Source organism: Paenibacillus planticolens, from assembly GCF_013141725.1.
Lineage (GTDB): Bacteria > Bacillota > Bacilli > Paenibacillales > NBRC-103111 > Paenibacillus_E > Paenibacillus_E planticolens.
Window position 1 is genome coordinate 431,135 of the sequence record NZ_WHNZ01000022.1, and the last position, 26,095, is coordinate 457,229.

Genomic DNA, 26,095 nt, shown 5'->3' on the forward strand with positions numbered 1-26,095 from the left:
AGCTTTACTTGGCGTCATACCAAGTAAGGCCAAAGTCTACGTCTGCGCTCAGCGGCACATCCAGCTTCAAGGCACCTGCCATGACTTCCGGCACAAGGCTGCGCATAGTCTCGAGTTCCTCTTCCGGGACCTCGAAGACCAGCTCATCGTGTACTTGAAGCAGCATGCGGCTCTTCAAGCCTTCTTGCTTTAACCGGGCAGCCATCTGTACCATGGCTAGCTTAATAATATCGGCCGCCGTTCCCTGAATCGGCGTATTCATCGCGGTACGCTCCGCAAAGGAGCGCAGATTGAAATTCGAATGCGTGATCTCCGGCAAATACCGGCGCCGCTGCAGCAAAGTCGTCACGTAGCCTTTCTCACGCGCATCCTTCACGATATCGTCCATATATTTGCGCACGCCCTGGAAGACAGCAAAATACTGTTCGATGAACTGTGCTGCCTCCCTGCGGGTAATGTCCAAGTTCTGGGACAAGCCGTAATCGCTGATGCCGTAAACAATACCGAAGTTGACGGCTTTCGCTTGGCGCCGCATATTCGCGTCGACGGCGCTCTCCTCCACGCCGAAGACGTCCATCGCCGTCTTCGTGTGGATGTCCATATTCTGAAGGAACGCCTCCTTCAGCTTCTCATCCTGCGAGATGTGCGCCAGCACGCGCAGCTCGATCTGCGAGTAATCCGCTGCGAGAATGTACCATCCGGGCTCGGATGGCACGAACACTTTGCGGATTTTACGGCCCTCCTCCAGACGAATCGGAATGTTCTGGAGGTTCGGGAACTGGCTGCTGAGCCGTCCTGTGGCGGCAATGGTCTGCCGGTAATAGGTATGCACCTTACCGGTCTCTGGCCGCACCTCTTTCAGCAGCCCTTCCACATACGTCGATTGCAGCTTCGCAAGCTGACGGTAGTGCAGGATCTGCCCGACGACTTCGTTGTAGGGCGCCAGCCGTTCCAGCACCTCGGCATCCGTCGAGTAGCCGGTTTTGGTCTTCTTCCAAGCTGGCAGCCCCAGCTTCTCGAACAGGATCTCGCCAAGCTGCTTCGGCGAGTTAATATTAAATTCCACACCGGCGAGCGTATAGATGCTGGTCATGATCGTATCCAGCTGCTTGGCCAGATCGACGCCGAGCGCCTTAAGACCTTCGGCATCCACCTCGATGCCGCGCAGCTCCATCTCCGCCAGCACGCCGGCCAGCGGCTGCTCCAGCTCATAGAAGAGGCGATGCATCTCGCCCTTCTCCAGTTCTTCCGCCAGCACTGGCACGAGGCGTGCGGTCGCCATCGCTTTGCGGCCCAAGTGGTCGCTAAGCGCAGGAAGCTCCGGCAAGCGGAATTTCGCGCCTTTGCCGAATACCTCCTCGTCTGCCTTGAGGCCAGGCAAACTGTACTTCGCAGACAGGCCGCTCAAGGTAAGATTCGACTCCGTCGGGTCAAGCAGGTAAGCGGCCAGCAATGCGTCGAAATCCACGCCCTTAAGTGCGATGCCCTGCCAAGCCAGCGCCAAAATAGAGCGGTGCAGGTCAAACAGCTGCTTCTTCTTCGTATCGTCCCCCAGCCAAGCGCGCAGCGGCGCGCCCGCTTCCCCGTTCAGCAGCTGGATAGGCACATAATAAGAGGTATTCGTCTCCCCCTCGTGAGTAAACCAGACAACGCCGACACCTGCCGCTTGATGCGGATTTTCGCCCACAGCTTCCACGTGAATCGCTGCGCTGTCGCTTAATTTGCCAATCAGCTCGCTCACATTGGATTCTGTAACAACAACCGCTTCCATGCTTTCAACAACTTGACCCTCGGCTTCTAAGTCCACAGAACCGAAATCCATTTTCTCCAGCAAGGATTTAAACTCCAGCTTGCGGAACATGCCCGCCAAAGCTTGTCCGTCAAATCCATCGTAGCGGAATGTCTCCCACTCGGTTTCCATCGGCACTTCACGGAAGATGGTAGCAAGCTCTTTGCTCATGATCGCATCTTTCGCATGCTCCTCGACCTTTTCTTTCATTTTGCCTTTTAGGCTGGCCGTATTCGCAAGCACTTCTTCAACGGTGCCGAATTCATGGAGCATTTTGAGCGCGGTCTTCTCCCCAACCCCGGGTATCCCCGGAATGTTATCCGACGTATCGCCCATCAGTCCTTTGAGATCGATAATTTGTGCTGGTGTAAGACCGTATTTCTCTTTGATTTCTGCCGGATTATACAGTTCTACTTCCGTTATTCCCTTACGCGTTATGGCAACGGTTACGTGATCGGAAGCGAGCTGCAGCATATCCTTGTCTCCGGAGACGAGAAGAACCTTCTCCCCCTTGGCGTCTGCCGCTTTGGTCAGCGTTCCGATAATATCGTCAGCTTCATAGCCTGACAGCTCAAACTGCGGAATTTTGAACGCTTTCAGCAGTTCTTTGATCAGCGGAAATTGTTCGGACAGCTCAGACGGCGTTTTGGCCCGTCCGCCCTTGTATTCGGTATATTCTTTATGTCGAAAAGTGATTTTCCCCGCATCAAAAGCAACGAGGAAATGCGTAGGCTTTTCTTCTTCAATTAATTTCAGCAGCATCGTTGTAAAACCATAAACGGCGTTCGTGTGCAATCCGCTCGAATTGCTTAGAAGCGGCAAAGCATAGAAAGCTCTGTTCGCAATAGAGTTACCATCAATAATAATAAGCTTATCCATAAGTTCGCACCCCGATTTTAGACATACTTCCTTCATCATAGCATACGAAATTAAAATAAAAAAACACTAGCGCACATAAACATGTAAGGAATCCATTAATCGATGTTCCGGTCTTCAAAAGGAGGTTCTCCGGATGAGCCCTTTTTTCTCACCAACACGTAAAAAGGTTATTTTTTTCGATATGAATAATACGATTCTGGATCGGAGACAATGCTTTGATTCTGCCTTCCTGGAAGTCATGAACGACTATACGGCGAGGTGGGAGCCGGACGAATCGCTCTTCACCGCCCAAGACGTGCTCCAGAGTTACAAAATGGAATGGAGCCGGCACCGCAAAGCGCCGATTCGAAGCCCCATTTCGCCGGATGAGCTTAGGCACATTTGTTTACGCAAGGCGCTCCAGCCCCTCCCTGTCAATGTCAGCACGGCCTTTACCCGGGCTTTTTTTGAACAGGTCGAAGAGCAGGAAGACCATTTTGTCGCGCTCTTTCCCGGCGTGGAGGACACTCTGGAAGCTTTGTCCCAGAACTATAAGCTTGCCATTATCAGTAACGGTAATCGGAGAAGATTGCAGCATAATCTGGACAAAATGAAGCTGACCCGCTGGATTACCGAGGATCGCTTATTCAGCTCAGAGAAGGACGGTCCGCGTAAACCGCACCCCGCTATTTTTGAAAGGGCTCTGAAGACCATGAACGCGGCTTCAAGCCAAAGTGTGATGGTGGGGAACTCGTGGCGCAATGATGTCGTAGGAGCCGCCTCCAGCGGCTTAGACGCTATCTGGATACATCCGGGGAATATGAAGAAAATTTCAGAACGCCGTATCGGCAAACAGAAGGTCGTCATCATCCGTTCTTTTAAACAATTGCTCTACACCTTCTAAACGGCAAATACTATCCAATATTTTGAAAATAATAAATGCTGCCCGGATGCGCTTTCGCTTTCTTTTTGAGGACAGCCGCGGTATGGGAAATATGTTCAAGCGAGATGGGAGCTTCACAGCTGCAAACGACTAACGACAGCGATAAGGTGACTCCCTCGTTTTTGACCTTGTTGCCGCTCCGGTCCCACACATACTCCCATTCCTCATCTTCATAAAACATCTGGACCCCCTGCTCGAACCTGCGGATCATTTCCTGACACAGCAGCTCGGGTGCGGCCGTTGAAGAAATCGCGATAAAATCATCGCCTCCCACATGCCCCACAAAATCAAGCGGGGTCCCGCAAACCGAGATGGCCTGCTGCATAATGTCCGCCGTGTATTGAATCAGCTGATCCCCTTTCTGAAAGCCGAACCGGTCATTGAACCATTTGAAATAGTCCAAATCCGCGTAGACAACATGAAAAGGTTTGCTCTCGTGAATCCGTTTATTCAATTCCCTGTTGATCTGCAAGTTCCCTGGCAAGCCTGTCAGCGGATTCGCCACTCGCGCCGATTCCATCCGAACATTGGTAATGCTCTCTAAAATCGCTCTGATCGAAGCAATTCCTGCCATTTTCCCATTGCTAGTAATGATCACCAAGTCGTATAGACGATGAATGGAGCGCGATGTCGCCATCTGTGACACCTGCTCGACGGACATGAACTCGTCCACCATTAGCGGCGCATCATCCATGATGCTGTCGATCGTCCGATTCCAGAACAAAGAGAACGCATACTGTCCAGCCAATTGCTGAAACAGGCGATCTCTCATCATCAGGCCGACCGGCACTTCGCTGCTAACGATAACGGCGCCCACAGCTTCTTGATTTTTTTTGAAATAATCCGCCACTTCCGAAATCGGCGCCTTGCTGTCGAACACTTTCACCGGTGTTTTAAGATCGCCAATATTCCAGCTCATATGGCCTCCTTGTACTTTGCGCTGATGCCAAATTATCATCTTCAAGCTGTCCTGAATCGTGGCCGATGACGCTTTCGGCTTACCAAGCAAGAAACCCTGCGCATAATGGACGCCAAGCCGGGCTAATTTGATCAGTTCATCTTCCTTTTCAATGCCTTCGGCAATAAGGAAAATGTTCATTTTTTGCGCAAATGTAACGAATGTTTCCAATATGTACTCTTTCACTTTATTTCTATGTATATCCTGGATAAGAGAGCGGTCTATCTTAATAAAATCCGGTTGGAGCTCAGCAATAGCCTGCATTGAAGAGTACCCGGCACCGGCATCATCGATCGCAATCCGGTAGCCTTGTTTCCGGTAATGCTCTAGTATTTTTTGCGCCAGAGAGAAATCTTCGATCGATGTTCTTTCCGTTATTTCGAATACGACGTTACTTGGACGAAGCCCGTATTTCTGCAATTTCTCCAATGTTTTCCCAGGAACGAAGCCAGGATCATACAACACATGGGAAGAAATATTAATAAATAGCAGTTGCTGCGGATGCTCCAAAATGGACCCTTGAATCGCCTTCTCACGTGCCAGCTGCTCAAGCTTGTACAGCTCGCCATGATTCTCCGCGAATTGAAACAGGTTCAGAGGAGAATGAAACGTACTTTTCTCGGGGCCCCGTATTAACGCTTCATACCCCATTACTTGACCGTCCTCCATAGAAACGATAGGTTGATAGACAGAGTGAATGGAACCATTTTCAATGATATCGTAAAATTCGCGTAGCTCTTCTGACTGACTGCTCATGTCCATCATCCCTTATGCCAATATAAGTATATCCTCAGTCTAGCAAACGAAATAACAGGCTTTATTATCGATATGTAAAATGTATGTAAAGACTTGAAATAAAAAAGAGGGAATTTGATATTTGCCACGAAAAAATAGAAGGACGATTGCTAGGTGCGTACATAGCATGTACAAGCACGGAAAGGAATTGAAATGGAACAACAAGTCAAAATCTTGGCGGTAGATGACCGCTATGAGAACTTGCTGGCTCTGAATAGCATTTTGGCCTCATCCCACTATGACGTAATTTCACTGCAATCCGGCGAGGAAGTTCTCCGATATTTATTAAAGGAACCTGCCGATCATATTGCAGTTATTCTAATGGATGTGCAAATGCCCGGACTAAGCGGCTTTGAAACCGTTGAACTGATCAAGCAGCGCAAAGCTTGCCAGGATATTCCGATCATCTTCCTTACAGCCCTCAGTACATCGATTGAGCATGTGTTAAAAGGCTATCATGTGGGCTCGATTGATTATTTGTTCAAACCCGTTCATCCTGAAATGCTGCGTATGAAAGTCGATGCTTTCGTCAATATGCACCTGGGACACCAGAAAATCAAATATCAAAGCGAACTCCTCCATAAGCGTACGCTGGATCTCGAGGAGACCAACCGCAAGCTGGCGGAAGCGGAAGAAAAACTAAAGCAGCAAAATACGCTTTTAGAGCAATGGGTCGAAGAACGGACTTCCGAGCTGGTGGATGCGCATGAGAAACTGCTAAAGTCACAGGACCATTTTAAGAAAATGTTCATGCTCTCCCCTTCTTTGATGGCCATCTGCCGTCTGCCGGATCTTAGCTATATCGAAATCAACGAGAGTTGGAAGCAGTATACGGGGTATGGCGACGAAATTATTGGGACGACGATGGATCTGTTGCGTCCGGAAACCGGGGAACCGACCAGTAACGGAGAGGTTGTTCATAACTGCAAAGTGCGATATGAAACCAAATCCAAGGAGATTCGAACGGCTCTGCTCTCTACGGAAATCATCGATATCGAGAATGAAAGCTGCTTGCTCCAGGTTGCAGTCGATATTACGGAAAGCTTGCGTTTTGAGACGGAGATGGCCCGTCTTGCCCAATTGAATCTAGTGGGGGAAATGGCTGCCGGCATCGCCCATGAAATTCGCAACCCGATGACGACGATTCGCGGATTTTTACAGTTGTTTCGTGAAAACGACCGCAATATGCAAAAAGAGTATATTCCGATTATGCTCGAAGAACTGGACCGGGCCAACGAGATTATTACTGAATATTTATCACTGGCCAAAAATAAACAGTCCCATCAGCAGCCGGATCAAATTAACCGGATCATCGAAATGCTCATCCCGCTCATCCAGGCGGAGGCTGTCATGTCAGGCAAGCACGTTCAGTTCCAATTCGCCGAATGCCCGGTCATCGACCTCGACGACAAAGAGATGCGGCAGCTTATTTTGAATATGTGCATGAACGGACTCGAAGCTATGACGATTGGCGGCACGCTAAACATCCAAACGTACTGCGAGAACGAACACGTTGTCTTGCTTATCTCTGACGAGGGGACGGGCATTGATGAGAAGCATTTGGAAAAGCTCGGACGTCCTTTCTTCACGACGAAAGATGAAGGCACGGGTCTCGGGTTAGCCATTTGTTACAGCATCGCAGCCAGACATCATGCCTCCATTGAAGTCCAATCCAGTCCGAAAGGGACAACCTTCTATATTCGCTTCCCTGTTCTAGGGGATGCCGCCGATCCTAACTAGGATCGGTTTTTTATTTGGGAAGCGAGACGTCACCCTAATTGCACAAAAACAGCCGATGGTTATTCACCATTCGGCTGTTTCATGTTAACTTTTACACGTTCAAATCCTTGCGTTTACCCGTAACCATGTAAATAACGCCTTCACCGATATTCGTCGTGTGATCGGCTACACGCTCCAGGAAGTGCGCAACGAGCAGCAAATGCGTCAATTGGCGATTCCGGTGATAGTCGGAATTCATCATGCCCATCAGCTCCGTCATCACGGTGCTGTACATCTTATCTACGCGATCATCCTTCTCAGCCAGTGCTGCGGCCCGGTGCACATCGCGTTCCGTGTAGGATAGCAAGCTCTCCTGCAGCATCTCGATGGCGATACCCGCCATTTGTGGAATCGTTTCGAGCGGTTTTACAAGCTCTTCTCCCGCGAAGCGGATCGTAATTTTGGCGATATCCACCGCATGGTCGGCGATGCGCTCCAAATCCGTGGCGATTTTGAGTGCTGTGCCGATAATGCGCAAATCACTAGCCATAGGCTGCTGCAGTGCAATGAGACGCAGCGACAGCTCATCGATTCTGGTTAAGTACTCATCGATCAGATCGTCATTTTTAATCACTTGCTGCGCCGTTTGTTCATCAAGCGTGGACAGGGACTCAACGGATTTAAGAATCAAATCCTTAACGCTTTCCCCCATCTCCAGTAATTCTTTTTGCAATAAAGTTAACGATTGGTGAAACCCGGGTCTTGCGTCCATGTACGTTGCCCCTTCCGGTAATTGTTAGCCGAATCTTCCCGTAATGTAATCTTCGGTGCGCTGATCGTTCGGATTCGTAAAGATTTTATCTGTTTTGTCGGTTTCAACTAAATAACCGTTCAAGAAAAAGGACGTCATATCGGAAATTCTGGCTGCCTGCTGCATATTGTGCGTTACGATAATAATCGTATATTTATCTTTCAGGGTTTGCGTCAACTCTTCAACCTTCAGCGTTGAAATCGGGTCTAGTGCCGAAGTAGGCTCATCCATCAGCAGCACATCCGGTTCAACCGCCAGCAAACGGGCGATACATAACCGCTGCTGCTGCCCGCCTGACAACCCGAGAGCGGATTTGTGCAAGCGATCCTTGACTTCATCCCACAGTGCGGCTTGCACAAGGCTGCGTTCCACGATTTCATCGAGCAAAGCTTTCTTCTTGATGCCGTGAATCCGCGGACCATAAGCAATATTGTCGTAGATGCTCATAGGAAAAGGATTTGGGCGTTGAAACACCATGCCCACTCTTTTGCGCAAAGAAACAACGTCTGAATCGGAACCGTAAATGTTATGGCCGTCTACGGCTACATTTCCTGTAATACGAACGCCGTCAATTAAATCATTCATGCGGTTCAAAGTACGCAGGAACGTTGATTTTCCGCAGCCTGAAGGTCCGATCAATGCCGCGATGCTTCCTTTTTCAATCGTCAAATCGATATCGTGAAGCGCGTGATTTTCTCCGTAAAATAAATTCAATTTATCTGCTTTGATCTTTGTCATGGTCATGGTCGCCACAGTTATTTCCCCCCGGAAAGTCTTTTTTGTAAGATTCGGCTTGGTATGCTGACTAGCAGGTTAAAGATAAGTACGACGATCAGGAGCAGCGCGGCACTTCCTTTGGCAATCTCCTTCGCATCCGGAACGAGCGCTTCAGCGCCGACGTACCAAAGGTGAACGGATAACGTCTCACCCATCTTCAGCGGGTTGAAATCCGGGAAGAACCGGGAAACCGATAAGCCGGCTGTGTAAATGAGAATGGCGGATTCACCCAATGCGCGTCCGGCAATCAGCGTGATCCCAGTAATCAAGCTAGGCAGCGCCGCTGGAATCAGCACTTTGCGGATCGCCTGCCACTTGGTGGAGCCCAGCGCTAAGCTAGCTTCCCAGTAGGAATCCGGAACGGTGCGGATCGATTCTTCCGTAACACGGACCATAACCGGCAAGTTCAACAGGGCTACCGTCGCCGCGCCGCCGAGAATGGAAAACTTCAGTCCGAGCAAATTGGCAAAAAGCAAGAAACCAAACAAACCAAAAACGATGGAAGGTACAGAAGACAAAGCTTCAACAGAGATACGGACGAGATCCGTAAACCAATTCTTTTGCGCGTAAACCGCTAAGTAAATGCCTGAGAACAGTCCAATTGGAATGGAGATCAATAAAGACAAGATCAAGACATAGAAGGAGTTGAAAAGTTGAGGTCCTACGCCACCGCCGGCTTTGATTTCCTCCGGTTTGCCGAAGATGAAATGCCAGGACAAATGCGGAATCCCATCGCCTAAAATTCGAAAGAGAAACCAGGCTAAAATTGCAATGATGACAATACCCGATGCCCAGAAGTATACCGTGGCAATCCGATCTGTTGTTTTACTTGTCATTTCACTTCACTCCTCTTTGCAACGATGCGAATAATGATGATTAAGGATAAGGAGATCACAAGTAAAAGCAGCGCCATCATATATAAGGCATTGTTCCAAGTTGATCCGTAGTTCGTATTTCCCATGTCCTTCACGATAGCCGTTGTTAATACCGTTGTGGAATCCAGCAATGATTTCGGCATTTGCGGCGAGTTACCGATAACCATGAACACAGCCATCGTTTCACCGATTGCACGCCCCATGCCAAGAATAATCGCCGTTAAAATACCCGGTCTAGCTGCAGGCAGCAGTACCCGCCACATCGTTTGCCAACGCGTAGCTCCGAGTGCCAGCGAGGCTTCCTCCAACCGGCTTGGAAGCGAGCGGATAGCATCCTCCGAAATGGAGAGAATAGTCGGTAGAATCATAATTGCCAATATGATAGAAGCAGGCAGAATGCCGTAAGCGACATCGCCGGTTAATTTACCTAATGCCGGAACAATGACCGTCATCCCGATCAAACCGTAGACAACCGAAGGAATGCCCACGAACAAATCGGTGGCGGGACGCATGATTTCGCGCATCCATTTCGGCGCGATTTTGGCCATGAACAACGCTCCGGACAAGGCCAGCGGCACGGAGATAACGACGGAAACAAGCGTCATCAGCAAGGTGCTGTATAGAAACGGAAACGCTCCGAATTTGTTTGATCCTGGCGTCCAGTCGGTGGAGAAGAAGAACTCCAAAGGACTTACTCCCTGAAAAGTCTTTAACCCTTGCATACCCACAAAAACAATGATAGAAAAAATGATGGCTGATACAAGAGCAGCACTCCCGACAAACACCCATCTCATGATGCTGTCTTGTCTATGTTGTCCTTGGGTCCATTTGGTAACAATTGGACGACTTTTGTTGTCTGAACTCGCACTTGATAGTTTGTCTGCTACGGAATTCACTGGGTTAATCCCCCTTTATTTAATACCACATGCCCTAAACATGTCATACCTTCATAATAGGACATGATTGTCATTGGATCGTTAATGAATTGTAAAGGGAATGTAAAAGTTTATCGTTGTGACAACTAGAACAGCAAAAAGAGCGCCCGCATGTTTGCGTACGCTCTAGATGTGAGATTCGATTACTTTTTAAGCAAATCAGCAGGCAAGAATTTCAAGTCACGAACTTGTTTACCTTGGAATTCTTTGCTGGAAATATACTCAATGAATGCTTTAGCTGGATCTTTTGCTTCGCCTTTTGTATACATGTGCTCAACACCGAACAATTTGTAAGTGCCGTTTTTGATGTTTTCTTCGGAGAAAGCTACGCCGTCGATTTTCAAAGCTTTTACAGTATCATCGATGTAAGGAGTATCTACATAACCGATGGAGCTGGATTGACCAGCTACCGCTGTTTTCATCGCGCCGCTGTTTTCTTGCGTGATTCCGTCTTTTGTGAAGTCTTTGCCATCAAGAATGATGGTTTTCACAAGTGTACGGGAACCGGAGCTGTCTGGACGGTGTACAAGAACGATTTTCGCATCGTTGCCGCCAACTTCTTTCCAGTTCGTCACTTTACCCATGTAAATATCAGCTGCTTGTGCTTTTGTTACGTTATCTACTTTTACATCTTTGTTTACGATAAGTGCGAATGGAGCAATTGCTACTTGGTGGTCAACAAGACCTTTATCTTTATATTCAGCAGCAGGTTCTACGTCGGAGTTACCGATATCGGAAGTACCGTCAGCTACGTTTTTAATCCCAGTTCCTGAACCGCCAGCTGTAACGTTGATCGTTACTTTCGGGTTCTTTTCCATGAACTCAGTTGCTGCTTGCTTAACTAGTGGAAGAAGTGCGCTTGAACCGGAAGCAGTGATTGTACCGGAAAGCTCTGTTTTAGGCGTATCAGTAGGCTTTGCCGACGCAGATGCAGCAGTAGTTGCAGCAGGTGTTGTGGAAGCTCCATTTGTTTCTGTTTTAGCTCCGCATCCAACCAATGACCCCATCATTAATACCGCGGAAAGTGTAAATGTAATCCCTTTTTTCGACATGAGCTTGAACATAGTCAGCATGTCCTCCTTTTATTTTATGTTGCTTGTCTGGTTAGTTTCGATTTCCTTGTTTGTCTCTCGCAACTAACTTACAAATACATCTTACCAATCGAATGTAAATTTCAAACCCAAGAAACGTAAACGTAATGTAAAACTTTTTATAGTTCCATTTTGCTAGATTTGTATGGTGGATTTTACATGTTATTTACACAGATCGACGCTTTAGTTAATAGAAGCCTCCTATATTAATAAGTAGAAACAAGAAATATATCAGATCTTGTCTATTTATGGAGGGATGAGTGTGAGTAGGTTATTCTTTTTCAATACGACCATGAGATCCAAATTAATCGTTAGTTTCAGTGGAGTGCTGCTAATCTTTCTAGCTGTTGCCTTTTTCAATCTCCACCAGGTTAATCAAATCAAACAACATTTGAAGGATCAGAATGACAAGGTCGCACTCAAAGTAATGGCACTTGAATTTAAGGAAATGGTTCAAGACATGAACATCATTGCCTCAGGGCTTGAGATTTCGAAGAAACCTGAATACATATTTAAATACAATGCCAAGCGCCAACCTTTTAATGATTACGTTAAAAAAATTGGCGATACCGCCGCTACGCCGGATCAACAAAAATGGCGCAGCCAATTGATACAAGCCTCCGTGGACTACATAAACAACTTTGATTCTGCCGCACAAATGATTCAAGTTAATAATGGTACGAGCACGAAAGATTTAGAAATCAATCTGATGTATTTGTACAATGAATCCCAGGACTTGAAAACGACCATCTTCGACCTCGTCGATAAGTTTTATGTGACCTACTCGGAATCTGCGGATGAGGCGATCCTCTCATCTACCGGTGCCCTGGACAGCACCAGCCAGGTTATGATGTATGCCTCCGTTCTGGTGCTTATCGTGACTGTCTTGATCGCTTTCATCCTTATCCGTTCTTTTGTCCGTCCGATTCAGAGACTGCAGAAAGCCGTTTCTCTAATCGCCGCCGGGGATTTAACGCATACCATTAACGCTGCCTCCAAGGACGAGCTTGGCCAGCTCAGTCAAAGCTTCGACCACATGATCCTGCAGGTTCGGCATATGCTTCATACGACTAAGGAGATCGCTTCTTCGTTAAGTGAACACTCGCATGAATTTCATCGCTTTTCGCAGATCACGGCGACCGCCAACTCGGATATTTTGAAAGCGATCCATGAAATATCGAAAGGCGCGGATGAGCAAGCCTCGAAAACCGAGTCCAGCTCCCTCATCATTGCAGAGCTTGAAACGGAAATTCGCGACATTACCGCCTACACGCACGAAATGATTCGCGCAAGCGATGAGGCTGCCGCGGGCACGCTGCAGGGAGCAGGTTACGTCCGGGCGTTGAAAACCTCGTCCGAACAGTCACAAGCTGTGCTGCACAAAGTTGATGCAGCTATGCAGACCTTAGCCGCCAGCTCGAAGCAGATCGGCGCCATCACGCGTTCGATCACGGAGATCTCGACGCAAACGAACGTGCTGGCCCTCAATGCCGCGATTGAAGCGGCAAGGGCCGGGGTGCACGGCCGCGGCTTCTCCGTGATCGCGGATGAGGTTCGTCAGCTGTCGCAGCAGACGAACGATTCGTCCAAGACGATCAGCGGCATTACGCAGGCGCTGCAGATTCAAATCCAAGAGCTGCAAAGCTCGCTCTTGGAAGCAAGGGATTCTGCGGATACACAGAATCATCGCGTAGCGGACACGCTCAGCTCCTTCGAGAGCATCGAGCACTCCATGAATGGCATCAAGGAACAGATCGAGCACATTCATTTGAAAATCGAGCAAGCGCGTTCCAAGAACGATACGCTTGTTGACTCTGTTCAATTCGTGGCGGCGATTGCCCAGGAAACAGCTGCCGGCGTTGAAGAGGTCAACTCGACATCAACAGAGCAGGATGCCTCCATCCGCCGTATCGCGGAAGAGTCGGATGACATTCTTGCTTTAGCCGATCAATTATTTGCGGAAATCAGCAAGTTTCGGATTGGTGATACGGGCGTGATTCATACGTATGATTCTGCAGCGTTAGTTGCTAAAGTTGATGAGGTTGATGAAGAAGTAGAAGATGCAGAGAGGGATATCGAGGATATTTCTTTTAGTGGCAATGGCGCTGATGAGAGTGCTGGTGTTAATGGCAGACCTGCCAAAGTGGAGCTTATCGGGGAGCCCCCCGTTGGGATCGACAGAGAAGAACCAATTGCCTCGCAGCATGCCGATCAAGCTGGGGCAGACTCCGATACAAAGCCCGCTCCTGCAGGAGCGAAGGAGAAAAAAGAGCCGGCGATTGTCGGGTAATCAAATAAAGGACCTAGGGATTTCCCCTAGGTCCTTTATTTATGCCCCCTGCGCCCCTGAAGCGGAACTACAGGGCGCTATTTTTGCCCAAACCGGCTAGTATCTGTTTCGAGGGGAAGTACGATCCCCTATTTGGCGATATCAGGGTAATTTCGGGGCAGTTTCGCAAGAATAGCGTACTATAGTTCCTCTTTCTTGCTCCTTCGCACAAAATAGCCGGAATAGCGACCTGCAGTTCCCTTACCGGTTAACGTATCGACTTTACCTCAACCTTATCTCGCAATCTCATCCGTTGCTTTAATGTTGCGCAGGATGCTGACTTCGACGCGGCGGTTTTTGGCCCGGCCTTCCGTCGTATCATTCGAGGCAATCGGACGGTATTCCCCGTATCCGACTGAGGAGTACGAAGATGGGTCGATTTTACCGTTGTTCAACAATATTTTCATGAAATTAACGGACCGCTTCGCGCTTAAATCCCAGTTTGTTTCAAAATCCGCCCGGTGAATCGGGATGTTATCCGTATGCCCTCCCACTTCAACCTGATAGCCCGGATAGTTCGCCAGCATGCCTCCTATGGAAACAGCCAGCTTCTGTGAATCCTGCTTGATCGTCGCCGATCCGGAATCAAACAGCGCGCGGTCGCTGATCGTAATCGTTAATTTCTCGTTATCCAGCTTCGTCGTCAACTGCTCATTTAACTGATTATCTTTGATGAAAGCATCCATGCTTTTCTTCAATTCTTCCAGATCTTTTTCTTCCTTTTGCAGCTTGGCCGCCAGTTGGCTGTCCGTTTTACTTTGCTCTTTCGATGGCGGGTTCTGGTTCTTATTATTGTTTTTCGTAGAATTCGCCGCATCATCGATCGGAATGATATTCGACATTGCGAAAGGCGCTTCCCCGCCGGTGAACGCATTGTTTAAGGACCGCATAATGGAGTCGTATTTCTTCGAATCCAACTGGCTGGACGCAAACAAAATGATAAATAGAGCTAGAAGCAAAGTAAGCAAGTCCGCATAGGGAATAAGCCAGGATTCATCAACGTGTTCTTCATGGTCCTCATGCTTCTTCTTTTTACTCACTGCGGAGCGGCCCCTTTCTCTTCTTCGTCATACGCCGCGCGATCGCTGTTGGCTACGAAGATCATCATTTTTTGCTTCACAGAGTTGGCAGAGACGCCGGATTGAATGGAGAGCAAGCCTTCAACCACCATGAGTTTAATTTCAACTTCCTTCTTGGACTTCTGTTTCAGCTTGTTGGCAAAAGGGTGAAAAACAACGTATCCCAGAAAAATCCCGAACATTGTGGCAACGAATGCCGCTGAAATCAGATGTCCCAGCTTCTCTACTTCGCTTAAATTTCCCAGAGCAGCAATCAAACCTACAACGGCGCCTAGAACGCCGAGTGTCGGTGCATATGTACCGGCTTGTGTAAAAATACCTGCATATTTCTTATGTCTTGCTTCCATTTCGGCAATATCCTCAAGCAGGACGTCGCGCACGAAATCAGGATCATTTCCGTCGATGATGAGGCGCATACCGCTTTTCATAAAAGGATCCGACAGCTCATCCGCTTGTTTTTCGAGAGAAAGCAAGCCTTCGCGACGCGTAATGGATACCCATTCGATAAATGTATGGATCAGTTCTTTTTTAGGCATTAATTTTTGTTCGGTAAAAATGATTTTTAACAGAGCAGGAATCTTCTTTATTTCTTCCAATGAAAACGCAATAAATAAGGCCGAAGCTGTTCCACCAAAAATAATGAGAGCAGCTGCAGGATTTAGAAGCGCCGCCAAACTCGCCCCTTTTAACACCATACCTACACCAATCGATATAAACGCTAAAACAATTCCAATCAATGATGATTTCTCCATCTTCCAGGCACCCTCTTATCTCTAATAATTGAAGCCGTGTACGAAGCTCTCCATAATTCGACAAATAGATCTTCTATGTATATAATGATAGGTTTTATTGCTAAAAATTACAATCTATTTTGCTAAAACATAGGACCTTAGACTTGTATTTTTTGTGAAAATTATTGATATATGACGAAATATGGCGGCTTTCTCCAGACTAATTTATACTTAAGGTTAAGCAACTCCTGCAAAAATCGATATCACCATATGAACAGACAATGGTATGATCAGGCTGTAGGTTAGGAAACGATAAAAAAGAAGCATACATAAAGGAGCGATGAACTTGGAGAAACGAATGTTTGGCCGGACGGGGCAGCAATTTCCTCTACTCAGCTTTGGCGCGCAGCGCATCGTAGACGAGCACAACTGTACGGAAGAAGAAGCGATTGCGATTGTGAATCGCGCGATTGACGAAGGAATTACGTATTTCGATACAGCGCCGAGTTACTCCAAAGGCCAATCGGAAGAAAGACTCGGCAAAGCGTTAGCGCTGCATGGCCGCAGAAAGGAAGTCTGGATCGCGACCAAGACGCACGATCGAACCAGAGACGGTTCATTGAAGCTGCTGGAAGAGAGTCTCAAACGGCTGCAAACGGATCATGTGGATGAATGGCGCCTGCACAACATCATGACGATGGAAGAGCTGGACAAATGCTTTGCCAAGGGCGGGGCTCTGGAAGCTCTGCTTGAAGCCAAAGAACAAGGCATGATCAAGCATATTTCAATCAGCGGACATACGAATCCTCGTGTTCAGTTGGAAGCCATCGACCGGTACCCGTTCGACAGCGCGCTTGTCGCCCTCTCAGCGGCCGATCATCTCGTATACAGCTTCGCGCATGAGTTTCTGCCCAAGGCGAACGAGAAGGGCATCGCCGTTATCGGCATGAAAGTGATGGCGCTCGGCAAGCTTGCCCCTTGGTACGAGAAGGCGCTGCAATACACGTTCTCCCTGCCGATCTCTACCTCTATTGTCGGCATGGAATCGATGGAGCAGTTAGAGAAGAATCTGGCTATCGCCAATAGCTTTAAGCCAATGACTGAATTAGAGCAGCTGGACTTCCTGAAAGAGATTATGCATCTAGCCAATCCGGATGTGCTGCGCTGGAAATCAACCGACTGGGTGTCGGGAGAATGGTACGTTCGGTAGAAACGTTTCAATCATCCGCCTGACGGCTCATGGTATACGGGAATGTAAATGCGAAAGGCTGTCCCCAGTCATGTCTATGACTTGTGGGGACAGCCTTTGTGAAGTTATACTTCTGTGGCCAAAATAAGGGAAAATTTCCCGCTAATTTAACTGCAAAACCTTGTCAGATCCAATTAGCAGGAAAACTCCCTCTATTTGTACCGATTTCGCGAGAATATACGAAATCCGGTCAAATTAACGGGACGTTTTCCTTCTATTTCCCCTGCGAGGTCATTTTCCGAGCATTTTAAATGGGGATTTTCCAGTTATCAGCCTTCGCCTTGCCTTATTCGATTATCAACGCATATACGATGCCGGGACCATGCACACCAATGGTCAAATCGTTCTCAATATCGGCAGACCGGCTCGGACCAGAGATGAAATGAATGCCTGCGGGCCGCTCGCCTAGCGCAAGCTCGTCAAAAGGCCGCAGTACTTCGCCCAACTTCGTCCGAAGCCGATCCACCGGAATGATCGCGATGAACGTCGTAGGCAGCAGGCTGACGCTTCTGCCTCTCGTCGCGTCGGACGTGACTACTAGCGAGCCGGTGTATGCTACGGCGTGCTCGACAGCGACAATGCCGATATCTGCGCCGGCCGCTTTGGCGACCAGCTCGTCTTTGGCCCCAGGATCGGCGCCCTCCGCGTTCCACACGGTCAAGTCTGTGTCTGTCTCTTCAGCCAGCGTCCAGCGCAGCGTCTCCAGCTCCGCTTGATCTTGCAGGATCAAGTGCTTCGCCTGCGTTTTAGCGATGAAATCTTTAATAAACGCTCCCGCTTCCGCCATGCCCGACAACCGCTTGGTGTGTCCACCGGCTTTTTGCCAGTTCGACATGAACAGCTGGATCCGCTCCTCCAACGGGAGGTTTACTTCCTCCCAAAAAGCCGGAGCTCCCTTCATCGGGTGCGCCGGAGCGGTCTGCATCGGCTTCGCTCTGCCTAGACGCGTCGAAATATTAGCGAAGAACGCCTCCTGCTTCTTGAGCGCTTCCTCCTGCAGCTGATTTAGAAATGCCGCATCCGATTTAGCCATGATGTTGTCCTCCTCCGCCGTTTTTGCGGTCAGCCACCAGCTTCTCCATGCGCGCTTTCATGACAGCGTCAAGCTCAGGAAAGGTACCTTCCAGCTCTTGTTCAATGTCTTTCCACGATTCACGGAACGTCTTCTTCGCCATACTTGGCGCGTATCGATACGAATTCCAACCTTTGAGCGGCCCAATTCGCGCTTTAATATGACCGTCGCGGACGAGCAGCTTTTGCCCGACGCGACCGAGTTTGATGAGCGCCTTTACGCGCTTCGCATCGGACATGAGGAAATTAAAGCCTTTCATGCCCATTTTCTCGGCAAAATCCGTCGATCCCCGCTCTACTTTACGCTGACGAAGGTATACGAGCATATCATGCAGCGGAATTTTCACCGGGCACGCCTCATAGCAAGCACCGCAAAGGCTGGAAGCGTTCGCAATGTCGTCCCACGTGTCGACGTTTTTGTTCAAAGCCGGCGTCAGCACGGCCCCGATCGGACCGCTGTACACGCCTCCGTAGGCGTGACCGCCGATATGGCGGTATACTGGGCAGGCGTTCAAGCAAGCGCCGCAGCGAATGCAATTCAGCAATTCCTGGAATTCCGGATCGCCGAGCTGCAGAGAGCGTCCGTTATCAAGGATGATGATATGCATCTCCTCGGGGCCATCGCCGTCCTGCTTGCGCTGCGGACCGGAAATGACAGACATGTACACCGTCAGCTTCTGTCCGGTCGCCGAACGGGGCAGCAATGTCGCCATGACTTCAAGATCGTCCAGCGTAGGAATGATGCGTTCCATCCCCATGAACGTAATTTGTGTCTTCGGGATGGTGCTCACCATCCGGGCGTTCCCTTCATTTTCGAAGAGGACCATGGACCCTGTTTCGGCAATCGCAAAATTGCAGCCCGTCATCCCGATGTCGGCTTCAAGGAATTTCTCACGCAGCTTCCTGCGCACATACCCGGCCAAAATCCCGGTATCCGGCTCTAGTTTTTCCCCTGCGTCCTCGGAGAGAAGGTCTGCGATCTGGTACCGGTTTTTGTGAATCGCCGGAATAATGATATGCGACGGCGTTTCGCCGGCAAGCTGAATGATGTATTCACCGAGATCCGTCTCAATCGCCTCGACGCCGATTCCCTCAAGCGCATGGTTAATGTGCAGCTCCTCGGAGACCATCGACTTGGACTTCACGACGCTCTTCGCCTTTTTGTGCTCGGCAATCTGCATCGTCAACCGGACAGCGTCGGCCGCGTCGGCTGCGAAATGAACGTGCACACCCTGCGCCCTCGCATTTTCAACAAATTTGCCAAGATAGTAGTCAAGGTGCGCAATCGTATGCAAGCGAATTTCCCGTCCACGCTCACGCCATTCTTCCCAATTCCCGTGCTCTGCGGCCGCTGCCAGCTTCCCGTTCTTCAGCCGCTCCGTCGTAAATTTCACCGCATTGCGCAAGAAATCGTTGTTCAAGGCGATCTTGGATCTGTCCTTCACCGTCCCGCTTGGTTTATGCTCGCTCATGGGCAAGTTTCACTCCCTCAGCCAATAATTCCGCCAGATGCATCACCTTCACGGGTTTCCCGCGGTAGGATAAATTGCCAGCAATATTCATTAAACAGCCCATGTCGAGTCCAACAAGTACTTCGGCTTCCGTCTCGAGCACATGGTCGGATTTCTCTGAAACCATCGCACCGGAAATATCGCACATTTTGACCGCAAAAGTACCGCCAAACCCGCAGCAATCCTCTGCATGAGGAAGAGGCAGCAGTTCCATGCCGCGAACGTTTTGCATCAGCTGCATCGGTTCAGCTTTAATGCCTAGAAGCCGGCTGCCGTGGCAGGACGGATGATAGGTCACCTTGTGCGGGAACTCAGCCCCGACATCCGTAACGCCAAGCACTTGCACGAGGAACTGCGTGAATTCATATGTTTTCTCAACGAGACGGTTAGCGCGCGCCAGTTGAACAGGATCATTTTCAAAAAGCTTCGGATAATAATGATGAATCATACTTGTGCAGGAACCTGAAGGCGATATGACAAAATCGCTGTCTTCAAAAGCCTCCAGCAGCGTTAACGCAGAACCTCGCGCCTCATCCCAATACCCGCTGTTAAAGGCAGGCTGGCCGCAGCAGGTTTGCATCGCGGGGAAGTCCAGCTTCACTCCGTATTTGGCAAGCAACTGAACGATAGACTCGCCAACCTTGGGATAAACAAGATCGCTGAGGCACGTAATGAACATCGATACTTTCATGTTGCAGCTAACTCCCTTCCTGAATCGTTCCCTCCACAGAGGCATTTGGCTATATAAAAAACCATCCTCAGTACGAGAGAACATACTGGAGATGGAAGGAACAATGTCGATTACTCTTTATCTAATTGGATGACATGCACACCTTTTTCACGAATGGAGTCCAAATCTTCCTTATTTGTTTGTCCGTCTGTAATGACATGCTTAATTTCGGGCCAAGCCGCCACTTGCGTTAAAGATTGCATGCCGAATTTGCTATGATCCGCCAACAGGTACGTTTCGTCGGCAATGGAGATCATTTTGCGCTTAATGAGCGCTTGGAGCTCGTTCGACTCGCTGATGCCGCGTTGGGTATGAACGCCTTTGCAGGACAAGAACAGCTTGTGAACGTGGTACATATCCAGCGATCTCTCCGCCAGTGGTCCTACATAGGACAACGATTTTGGAGATAGGAGGCCTCCGGTTGAAATAACCTGAATCTTTTCCTTGCCGCTGACTTCAAGCGCAACTTTCATTGAATTCGTCAAGATGGTCAGAGGCATATCGGGAATCAATTTGGCCATGTACCAAGCCGTTGTGCTCGCATCCAATATGATTCTGTCACCCTCGCGAATATGCGATACCGCTTCCTTCGCAATGCTGTTCTTGAAGTCGGCATGAGCCGTCTCCCTTTCCAGGAAAGGGACTTCCGACTGCGCTTCCTTCACACTGACTGCGCCGCCATGGCTGCGCATCAGCTTGCCTTCGCTTTCCAACCGGTCCAAATCCCGCCGGATCGTTTCTTCCGTCACTTGACACAGCTCGCTGAGCTCTGTCACGCGAATGCTTCCTCTTTCATTAACTAACTGAACGATTCTCTGCCATCTTTCCGCTACCAGCATCGTCTTCCCTCATTTCATCCTCGATCGGGACGCCACCTGACAAAATGTTTCATACGCCGCCTGCCAACCCGCGCCATCCTCAGGGATGTACGTTTTGACCGGGAACGAATTCCGAATCAGCTTCCTGGCTTCGCGCAAATTCGCGATATACCCTAATGCTATCCATTGTACTACAAGGTTACCTAAGGCACTACCCTCGACAGGACCTGCCCAAACCTCGCGCCCTATAGCACTCGCTGTAAATTGACAGAGCAGTTCATTTTGGATGCCTCCGCCAACGATGTGAAGTCCGGCGTACGTTTTACCCGTGAGCTGTTCGGTCCGCTCCAGAACAAACCGGTATTTGAGAGCTAGACTTTCTAAAATACAACGCACGATCTCGCCTTCGGTCTGTGGCTGAGCCTGCTGCGTTTCCCGGCAATACTGCTGAATTTGCTTCGGCATATGCGGCGGATTGAGGAACATGTCGTCGTCCGGATCAATGAAGAATTCGAACGGCTTCGCCTGCTGGGCAAGCTGGACGAGCTCGGAGAAGCTCATTTTTTTGCCTTCTTTATCCCACGTCCGTTTGCACTCCTGAATCAGCCACAAGCCCATGATGTTCTTGAGCAGCCGGTTCGTGCCATACACGCCGCCTTCGTTCGTGAAGTTCCACGCTAAAGCCTGTTCGGTTAAGACTGGCTCCAACGTTTCAGTGCCCAATAAGGACCAAGTGCCGCAGCTTAAAAAAGCAAAGTCATCGTCTAGCGCTGGGACGGAGGCGACGGCAGAAGCCGTATCATGCTCGCCGACGGCTATGACTGGGATGGAAGCAACATCAAGCTCCTGGCAGATGTCCTCGGTTAGTGAGCCTACACGTGTGCCCGATGGAACCGGATTCAGGAACAGATCGGTTGGAATTTCAAGCTGCTCCAGAAGTTCCGTATCCCACGCCTTCGTTGTCGCATTCAAAAGCTGTGTCGTCGTAGCATTCGTAAACTCGCTATGCTTTTCGCCCGTTAAGAAGTAGCGGAGCAAATCGGGAATCATCAAGAACGTTTCAGCGCGTTCGAGCAGCTCCGGATTTCTATCATTGATCGCAGCCAACTGAAAAATCGAGTTGAATTGCAGAAATTGAAGCCCCGTTTTGGCATAAAGCTTTTCGCGTCCGACGGTTGCAAACACCTTCTCCATGACATGGTCGGTCTGATGATCACGATAATGGTAAGGATTTCCAAGCAGCTCGCCATTTTTGGAGAGAAGACCGAAATCTACCGCCCAGGAATCGATGGCCAAGCTTTCAATATCCGTATATCCCAAATGCTTGGTCTGTAAAATGCCTTGTTTCAATTCATGAAACAGGCGCAAAATGTCCCAGTGAAGGTGGTCACCCACCTTCACCGGATCATTCGAAAAGCGGTGAATTTCCTCGATCGTCACTTGGCCCGCTTCAGAATCAAGTCGTCCGACGATCGCTCTGCCGCTGCTTGCTCCCAAATCAAAGGCCAGAACGCTTGAGGGTTTACTCACCAGCTCGCACCGCCTTTGCCTCGAACATTGATGCTTTCGTCGTAACCGCTCTCCAGGTACGCTTTCATAGGATCAACAGGTACGCCAATCTCTTCGCGAACGGCTTGCAGCAGCGGCGTAACATCGAATTCGAAAGCTTTGCGAACCGCGTCTTCTGCGCCTAGAACGTCTTGACGCTCTTGAGCGTCTTTCACTTCATCGAGATTGATGAGAAGAGCTTTTGCGTATTGAGTTTGAACATTCAGCACAGAACGCAGCATGGCAGGAATTTTGCGCTCGATATTATGGCTTTGATCGATCATGTATGCGATGTTGTTTGCGGCTTGACGGATTTGCGGATTTTTATCGTTTGCTGCATCGATGATTTGGTAGAAAATCAGGAACAGCTCGTAAGGGTTCACGGAGCCGACGATCAAGTCGTCATCCCCGTATTTGCGGGAGTTGAAGTGAAAGCCTCCGAGTTTATTTTCATCTAATAAATAAGTCACGATATGCTCAATATTTGTACCTTGCGGATGGTGGCCTGTGTCTACAAGCACTTCCGCTTGAGGACCCAATTTGTTAGCCATATTGAACGCCATGCCCCAGTCCGCCAAATCCGTGTGATAAAAAGCAGGCTCATAGAATTTATATTCAATCAGCATGCGCATGCTTGGCGTCATTGCGTCGTACATTTCTTTGAGCGCCTCATACATCCAAGTTTTGCGTGCACGAATATCGACTTGCCCCGGGTAGTTGGAACCGTCAGCAAACCATAGGCTCAAAATGTCCGAGCCCACCGTTTTGGCGATGTCCACACACTCCAGCAAATGATCCGTCGCTTTGCGGCGAATCGCTGCGTTCGAATTCGTCACGCTTCCGAAAATATAATCATCTTCTTGAAAAAGATTAGGGTTCACCGCACCGATGGAAACACCCAGATCAGCCGCATGCTGCTTCAGCTTCGCGTAATCGTCCACTTTATCCCAAGGAATGTGGATGGCAACCGACGGGCAAACGCCCGTCAGCTTATGAACCTGTGCAGCATCCTCGAACTTCTCGAAAGGATTGCGAGGCACGCCGTTTTGCTTATACACTTTGAAACGAGTTCCGGAATCCCCGTAGCCCCAGGAAGGAGTTTCTACTTTGAGGGCTTTCAGTTTGGCTTTTACTGCCGCCAGGTCAATACCTCTATTTGCTTGCTGTTCTTCAAACAGCGCATATGCTTTATCGCTCATCGGATAATAGCCTCCTTTTGGATATGGAACGGATTAGCGGGTGAATGCAGCCGGAACGCCGCCGTCAACGGTGAGCATGCAGCCCGTCGTTTTCTCTGCTTTGGAAGAAGCGAAGTACACGATTGCTTCCGCAACGTCTTTCGGGAAAATATTGACAAGCAGCGTCGTTCTCTTGCGATAGTGCTCTTCCAGTTGATCCGGTTCGATGCCATAAGCTGCAGCGCGCTCATTGCGCCAGTTGGAGTTCCAAATCGCCGAACCTTGCAGAATCGCATCGGGCAATACGGAGTTAACGCGGATGCCGTATTCGCCGCCCTCAGCTGCGATGCAGCGCGCCAAGTGAATTTCAGCAGCTTTCGCCGTTGAGTAAGCAGAGGCATTTTTACCTGCAAATACAGAGTTTTTGGAGCCGACGAATACCATACTGCCGCCAACGCTTTGTTTTTTCATAATTTTAAAAGCTTCTCTAGCTACCAAGAAATATCCTGTGCTAAGCACGTTCATATTCAGGTTCCACTCTTTGAGGGAAGTTTCGTCAAAAGGACTTGATGTCGCAAGACCCGCGTTGTTCACGATGATGTCAACACCGCCGTAACTGAGGATCGAATCGCGATATGCCGCTTCCACTTCTTCTTCTTTCGTTACGTCCATTTTGACGGCGATGGCTCTGTTTTCGCCATATTGCTCGTTCAGTTCTGCCGCTAATTTCTGTGCGCCTTCAAGATTCAAGTCAGCCAGCACGACGTGCGCGCCGTCTTTGAGGAATTGACGAGCCGTTACGCTTCCGATTCCGCCTGCGCCGCCAGTGATAAAGGCGATTTTGCGGGAGAATTCCGCTTCTGCAGGAGCAAGCGTCAATTTGTATAATTCAAGTGGCCAATATTCCACGTTGTAGGACTCGTTTTCGCTTAAGGAAACGAATGTTCCAAGAGCCGTAGCGCCTCTCATCACAGAGATTGCACGGTGGTAAAGCGCGCCGCTAACTTGCGCCATGGCCCAGCTTTTGCCAGTGTTGATCATCCCGATTCCCGGGATCAAAATAACGCGAGGAGCCGTTTCGAAAATCACGTCCCCTTCATTTTTGTTGCGTTCGAAGTACGCTTTGTACTCTTCTTTGTATGCTGAGATGCCGGCTTGCAAGGCTTCCGTTAAGGAAGCGGCATCACGGGAATTCGGATTCCAGTCGATGTAAAGCGGCTTCATTTTCGTGTGAACAAGGTGATCCGGGCAAGCTGCGCCCACTTGGGAAAGGACAGCTGCATCCTTGCTGTTTACGAACTTCAATACATCGTCAGCGCTGTCTACGGTAAGGATCATTTTCTTCTCTTGGGAGACAGCTCCGCGAACGATTGGCAGCACTTGCGCCAAGATGTCGCTGCGCTCGGAATCGGAAAGGGACTCGTATTTGGAGCCGCCATACAGGTTATCCTCACTGACTCGCGCTTCGATAAAGCTTTCAGCTTCATTGATGATCGCCAGCGTTTTGAGGTAGCTTTCCTCGGACGTTTCGCCCCATGTAACCAGACCGTGCTTCTCCATCAGCACCAGCTCGGCTTTCGGATTGTTTCTTACACCTTCGGCGATCATCTTGGACAGTGTAAAGCCAGGACGTACGTAAGGTACCCATACGAAACGGTCGCCATAAATTTCTTTCGCCAGCTCACGGCCGTTATGCGAGCAGCATAGCGAAATGATCGCATCCGGATGCGTGTGATCCACATGTTTGAACGGCAAGAACGCGTGCAAAAGCGTCTCAATCGAAGCGCGCGGGTGCTTGCTGTCGATCATGCAGTTAACAAGGTAAGCGACCATTTCTTCGTCGGACATTTCGTCTCTTTCGTACAAAGGACGGATGTCTTCCATGCGAAGACCTGTGAAATTCTTTGCTTTCATCGTCGCAAGGTCGGAACCGCTTCCTTTGACCCACATGACTTCAACGTCACGGCCGCGGAAATCCTTCTCGATCGTTTTGTAGGACGTATTTCCCCCGCCCCAGTTAGCTACTGCGCGATCTGTCCCCAGTAAGTTGGAACGGTAAACCAGTTCCTCGACGCCTTTTGAAACGTTGCTTGCTTTTTCTGCTTCCCACAAATTCGCAACCATAAATACCCTCCTAATATAGGGATCTTTGAGCGCTGCTCAAAGTCTCTCCTCTTCACATCCCATGAAGTTGTGTTTGTTTTTGATGGATTCATCGTAACACATCTTTGTTTATTTTTGAATAATTATTTTTATTTTTGTTTTTCTTTGGTGGGAGGAAGAAAAAACACCTCCATTGG

The 26,095-nt window shown here is 49.2% G+C and carries 20 protein-coding genes; 4 read left to right on the forward strand and 16 right to left on the reverse strand.

The window, feature by feature from the left end; translation table 11 throughout:
* Positions 1-4: 4 nt before the first annotated feature.
* Positions 5-2,668 carry a DNA polymerase I gene (polA, locus tag GC097_RS13095; RefSeq protein WP_171683727.1) on the reverse strand — a complete coding sequence of 888 codons (2,664 nt, stop codon included), beginning with the start codon at positions 2,666-2,668 and terminating at the stop codon, positions 5-7.
* Between the two features lie 133 nt (positions 2,669-2,801).
* On the opposite strand from polA, the gene GC097_RS13100 reads away from it, so the two are divergent.
* Complete coding sequence (locus tag GC097_RS13100) at positions 2,802-3,551, forward strand: HAD family hydrolase (RefSeq protein WP_171683728.1); 750 nt, start codon at positions 2,802-2,804, stop codon at positions 3,549-3,551.
* Positions 3,552-3,561: 10 nt separating this feature from the next.
* Here GC097_RS13100 and GC097_RS13105 read toward each other — a convergent pair whose 3' ends face one another.
* Entirely contained in the window at positions 3,562-5,304 is a 1,743-nt protein-coding gene (locus GC097_RS13105; RefSeq protein WP_171683729.1) for a GGDEF domain-containing protein, read from the reverse strand.
* Positions 5,305-5,496: 192 nt separating this feature from the next.
* On the opposite strand from GC097_RS13105, the gene GC097_RS13110 reads away from it, so the two are divergent.
* Positions 5,497-7,083: a response regulator gene (locus GC097_RS13110; protein WP_171683730.1), complete on the forward strand. Its 1,587-nt coding sequence runs from the start codon at positions 5,497-5,499 to the stop codon at positions 7,081-7,083.
* 91 nt (positions 7,084-7,174) lie between these two features.
* Here the strand turns inward: GC097_RS13110 and phoU are convergent, their stop codons facing one another.
* The 5 genes from phoU to GC097_RS13135 form a co-directional block, all read right to left on the reverse strand.
* Positions 7,175-7,834 (reverse strand): phosphate signaling complex protein PhoU, encoded by a 660-nt coding sequence (gene phoU / locus GC097_RS13115; protein WP_171683731.1) that lies wholly within the window; start codon positions 7,832-7,834, stop codon positions 7,175-7,177.
* A gap of 24 nt (positions 7,835-7,858) precedes the next feature.
* On the reverse strand, positions 7,859-8,617 hold the full coding sequence (pstB, locus tag GC097_RS13120; RefSeq protein WP_216625759.1) for a phosphate ABC transporter ATP-binding protein PstB: 759 nt from the start codon (positions 8,615-8,617) through the stop codon (positions 7,859-7,861).
* Between the two features lie 11 nt (positions 8,618-8,628).
* Positions 8,629-9,486 carry a phosphate ABC transporter permease PstA gene (gene pstA / locus GC097_RS13125; RefSeq protein ID WP_171683732.1) on the reverse strand — a complete coding sequence of 286 codons (858 nt, stop codon included), beginning with the start codon at positions 9,484-9,486 and terminating at the stop codon, positions 8,629-8,631.
* Positions 9,483-10,421 carry a phosphate ABC transporter permease subunit PstC gene (gene pstC / locus GC097_RS13130; RefSeq protein ID WP_171683733.1) on the reverse strand — a complete coding sequence of 313 codons (939 nt, stop codon included), beginning with the start codon at positions 10,419-10,421 and terminating at the stop codon, positions 9,483-9,485. Before pstC ends, pstA begins: the two co-directional genes overlap by 4 nt.
* Positions 10,422-10,603: 182 nt before the next feature.
* A complete protein-coding gene (locus tag GC097_RS13135) occupies positions 10,604-11,524 on the reverse strand; it encodes a phosphate ABC transporter substrate-binding protein (RefSeq protein ID WP_171683734.1) in 921 nt (306 codons plus the stop codon).
* A 289-nt stretch (positions 11,525-11,813) separates the two neighbouring features.
* Here GC097_RS13135 and GC097_RS13140 point away from each other — a divergent pair, with 289 nt between their 5' ends.
* Complete coding sequence (locus GC097_RS13140) at positions 11,814-13,841, forward strand: methyl-accepting chemotaxis protein (RefSeq protein ID WP_171683735.1); 2,028 nt, start codon at positions 11,814-11,816, stop codon at positions 13,839-13,841.
* Between the two features lie 272 nt (positions 13,842-14,113).
* On the opposite strand, the gene motB is transcribed toward GC097_RS13140, so the two are convergent.
* Together motB and motA are read right to left on the reverse strand one after the other, a co-directional pair.
* A complete protein-coding gene (gene motB / locus GC097_RS13145) occupies positions 14,114-14,920 on the reverse strand; it encodes a flagellar motor protein MotB (protein ID WP_171683736.1) in 807 nt (268 codons plus the stop codon).
* Positions 14,917-15,711: a flagellar motor stator protein MotA gene (gene motA / locus GC097_RS13150; RefSeq protein ID WP_171683737.1), complete on the reverse strand. Its 795-nt coding sequence runs from the start codon at positions 15,709-15,711 to the stop codon at positions 14,917-14,919. Before motA ends, motB begins: the two co-directional genes overlap by 4 nt.
* Before the next feature lie 325 nt (positions 15,712-16,036).
* On the opposite strand from motA, the gene GC097_RS13155 reads away from it, so the two are divergent.
* Complete coding sequence (locus GC097_RS13155) at positions 16,037-16,900, forward strand: aldo/keto reductase (protein WP_171683738.1); 864 nt, start codon at positions 16,037-16,039, stop codon at positions 16,898-16,900.
* Positions 16,901-17,225: 325 nt separating this feature from the next.
* Here the strand turns inward: GC097_RS13155 and GC097_RS13160 are convergent, their stop codons facing one another.
* The 7 genes from GC097_RS13160 to GC097_RS13190 all read right to left on the reverse strand — a co-directional run bounded on the left by GC097_RS13160 (position 17,226) and on the right by GC097_RS13190 (position 25,919).
* The gene (locus tag GC097_RS13160; protein WP_171683739.1) at positions 17,226-17,972 is read right to left on the reverse strand and encodes a LutC/YkgG family protein; all 747 of its coding nucleotides are present in this window, start codon (positions 17,970-17,972) and stop codon (positions 17,226-17,228) included.
* A complete protein-coding gene (locus GC097_RS13165) occupies positions 17,965-19,482 on the reverse strand; it encodes a LutB/LldF family L-lactate oxidation iron-sulfur protein (protein ID WP_171683740.1) in 1,518 nt (505 codons plus the stop codon). The genes GC097_RS13160 and GC097_RS13165 overlap by 8 nt, the downstream gene beginning before the upstream one ends.
* Positions 19,469-20,212, reverse strand: a complete 744-nt coding sequence (locus tag GC097_RS13170) for a (Fe-S)-binding protein (RefSeq protein ID WP_171683741.1) — start codon at positions 20,210-20,212, stop codon at positions 19,469-19,471. The genes GC097_RS13165 and GC097_RS13170 overlap by 14 nt, the downstream gene beginning before the upstream one ends.
* Positions 20,213-20,322: 110 nt before the next feature.
* Positions 20,323-21,090, reverse strand: a complete 768-nt coding sequence (locus GC097_RS13175) for a DeoR/GlpR family DNA-binding transcription regulator (RefSeq protein ID WP_171683742.1) — start codon at positions 21,088-21,090, stop codon at positions 20,323-20,325.
* Positions 21,091-21,099: 9 nt separating this feature from the next.
* Positions 21,100-22,602: a rhamnulokinase gene (rhaB, locus tag GC097_RS13180; protein WP_171683780.1), complete on the reverse strand. Its 1,503-nt coding sequence runs from the start codon at positions 22,600-22,602 to the stop codon at positions 21,100-21,102.
* Complete coding sequence (gene rhaI, locus GC097_RS13185; RefSeq protein WP_171683743.1) at positions 22,596-23,816, reverse strand: L-rhamnose isomerase; 1,221 nt, start codon at positions 23,814-23,816, stop codon at positions 22,596-22,598. Before rhaI ends, rhaB begins: the two co-directional genes overlap by 7 nt.
* Before the next feature lie 33 nt (positions 23,817-23,849).
* Positions 23,850-25,919 carry a bifunctional aldolase/short-chain dehydrogenase gene (locus GC097_RS13190; protein WP_171683744.1) on the reverse strand — a complete coding sequence of 690 codons (2,070 nt, stop codon included), beginning with the start codon at positions 25,917-25,919 and terminating at the stop codon, positions 23,850-23,852.
* Positions 25,920-26,095: the final 176 nt, after the last annotated feature.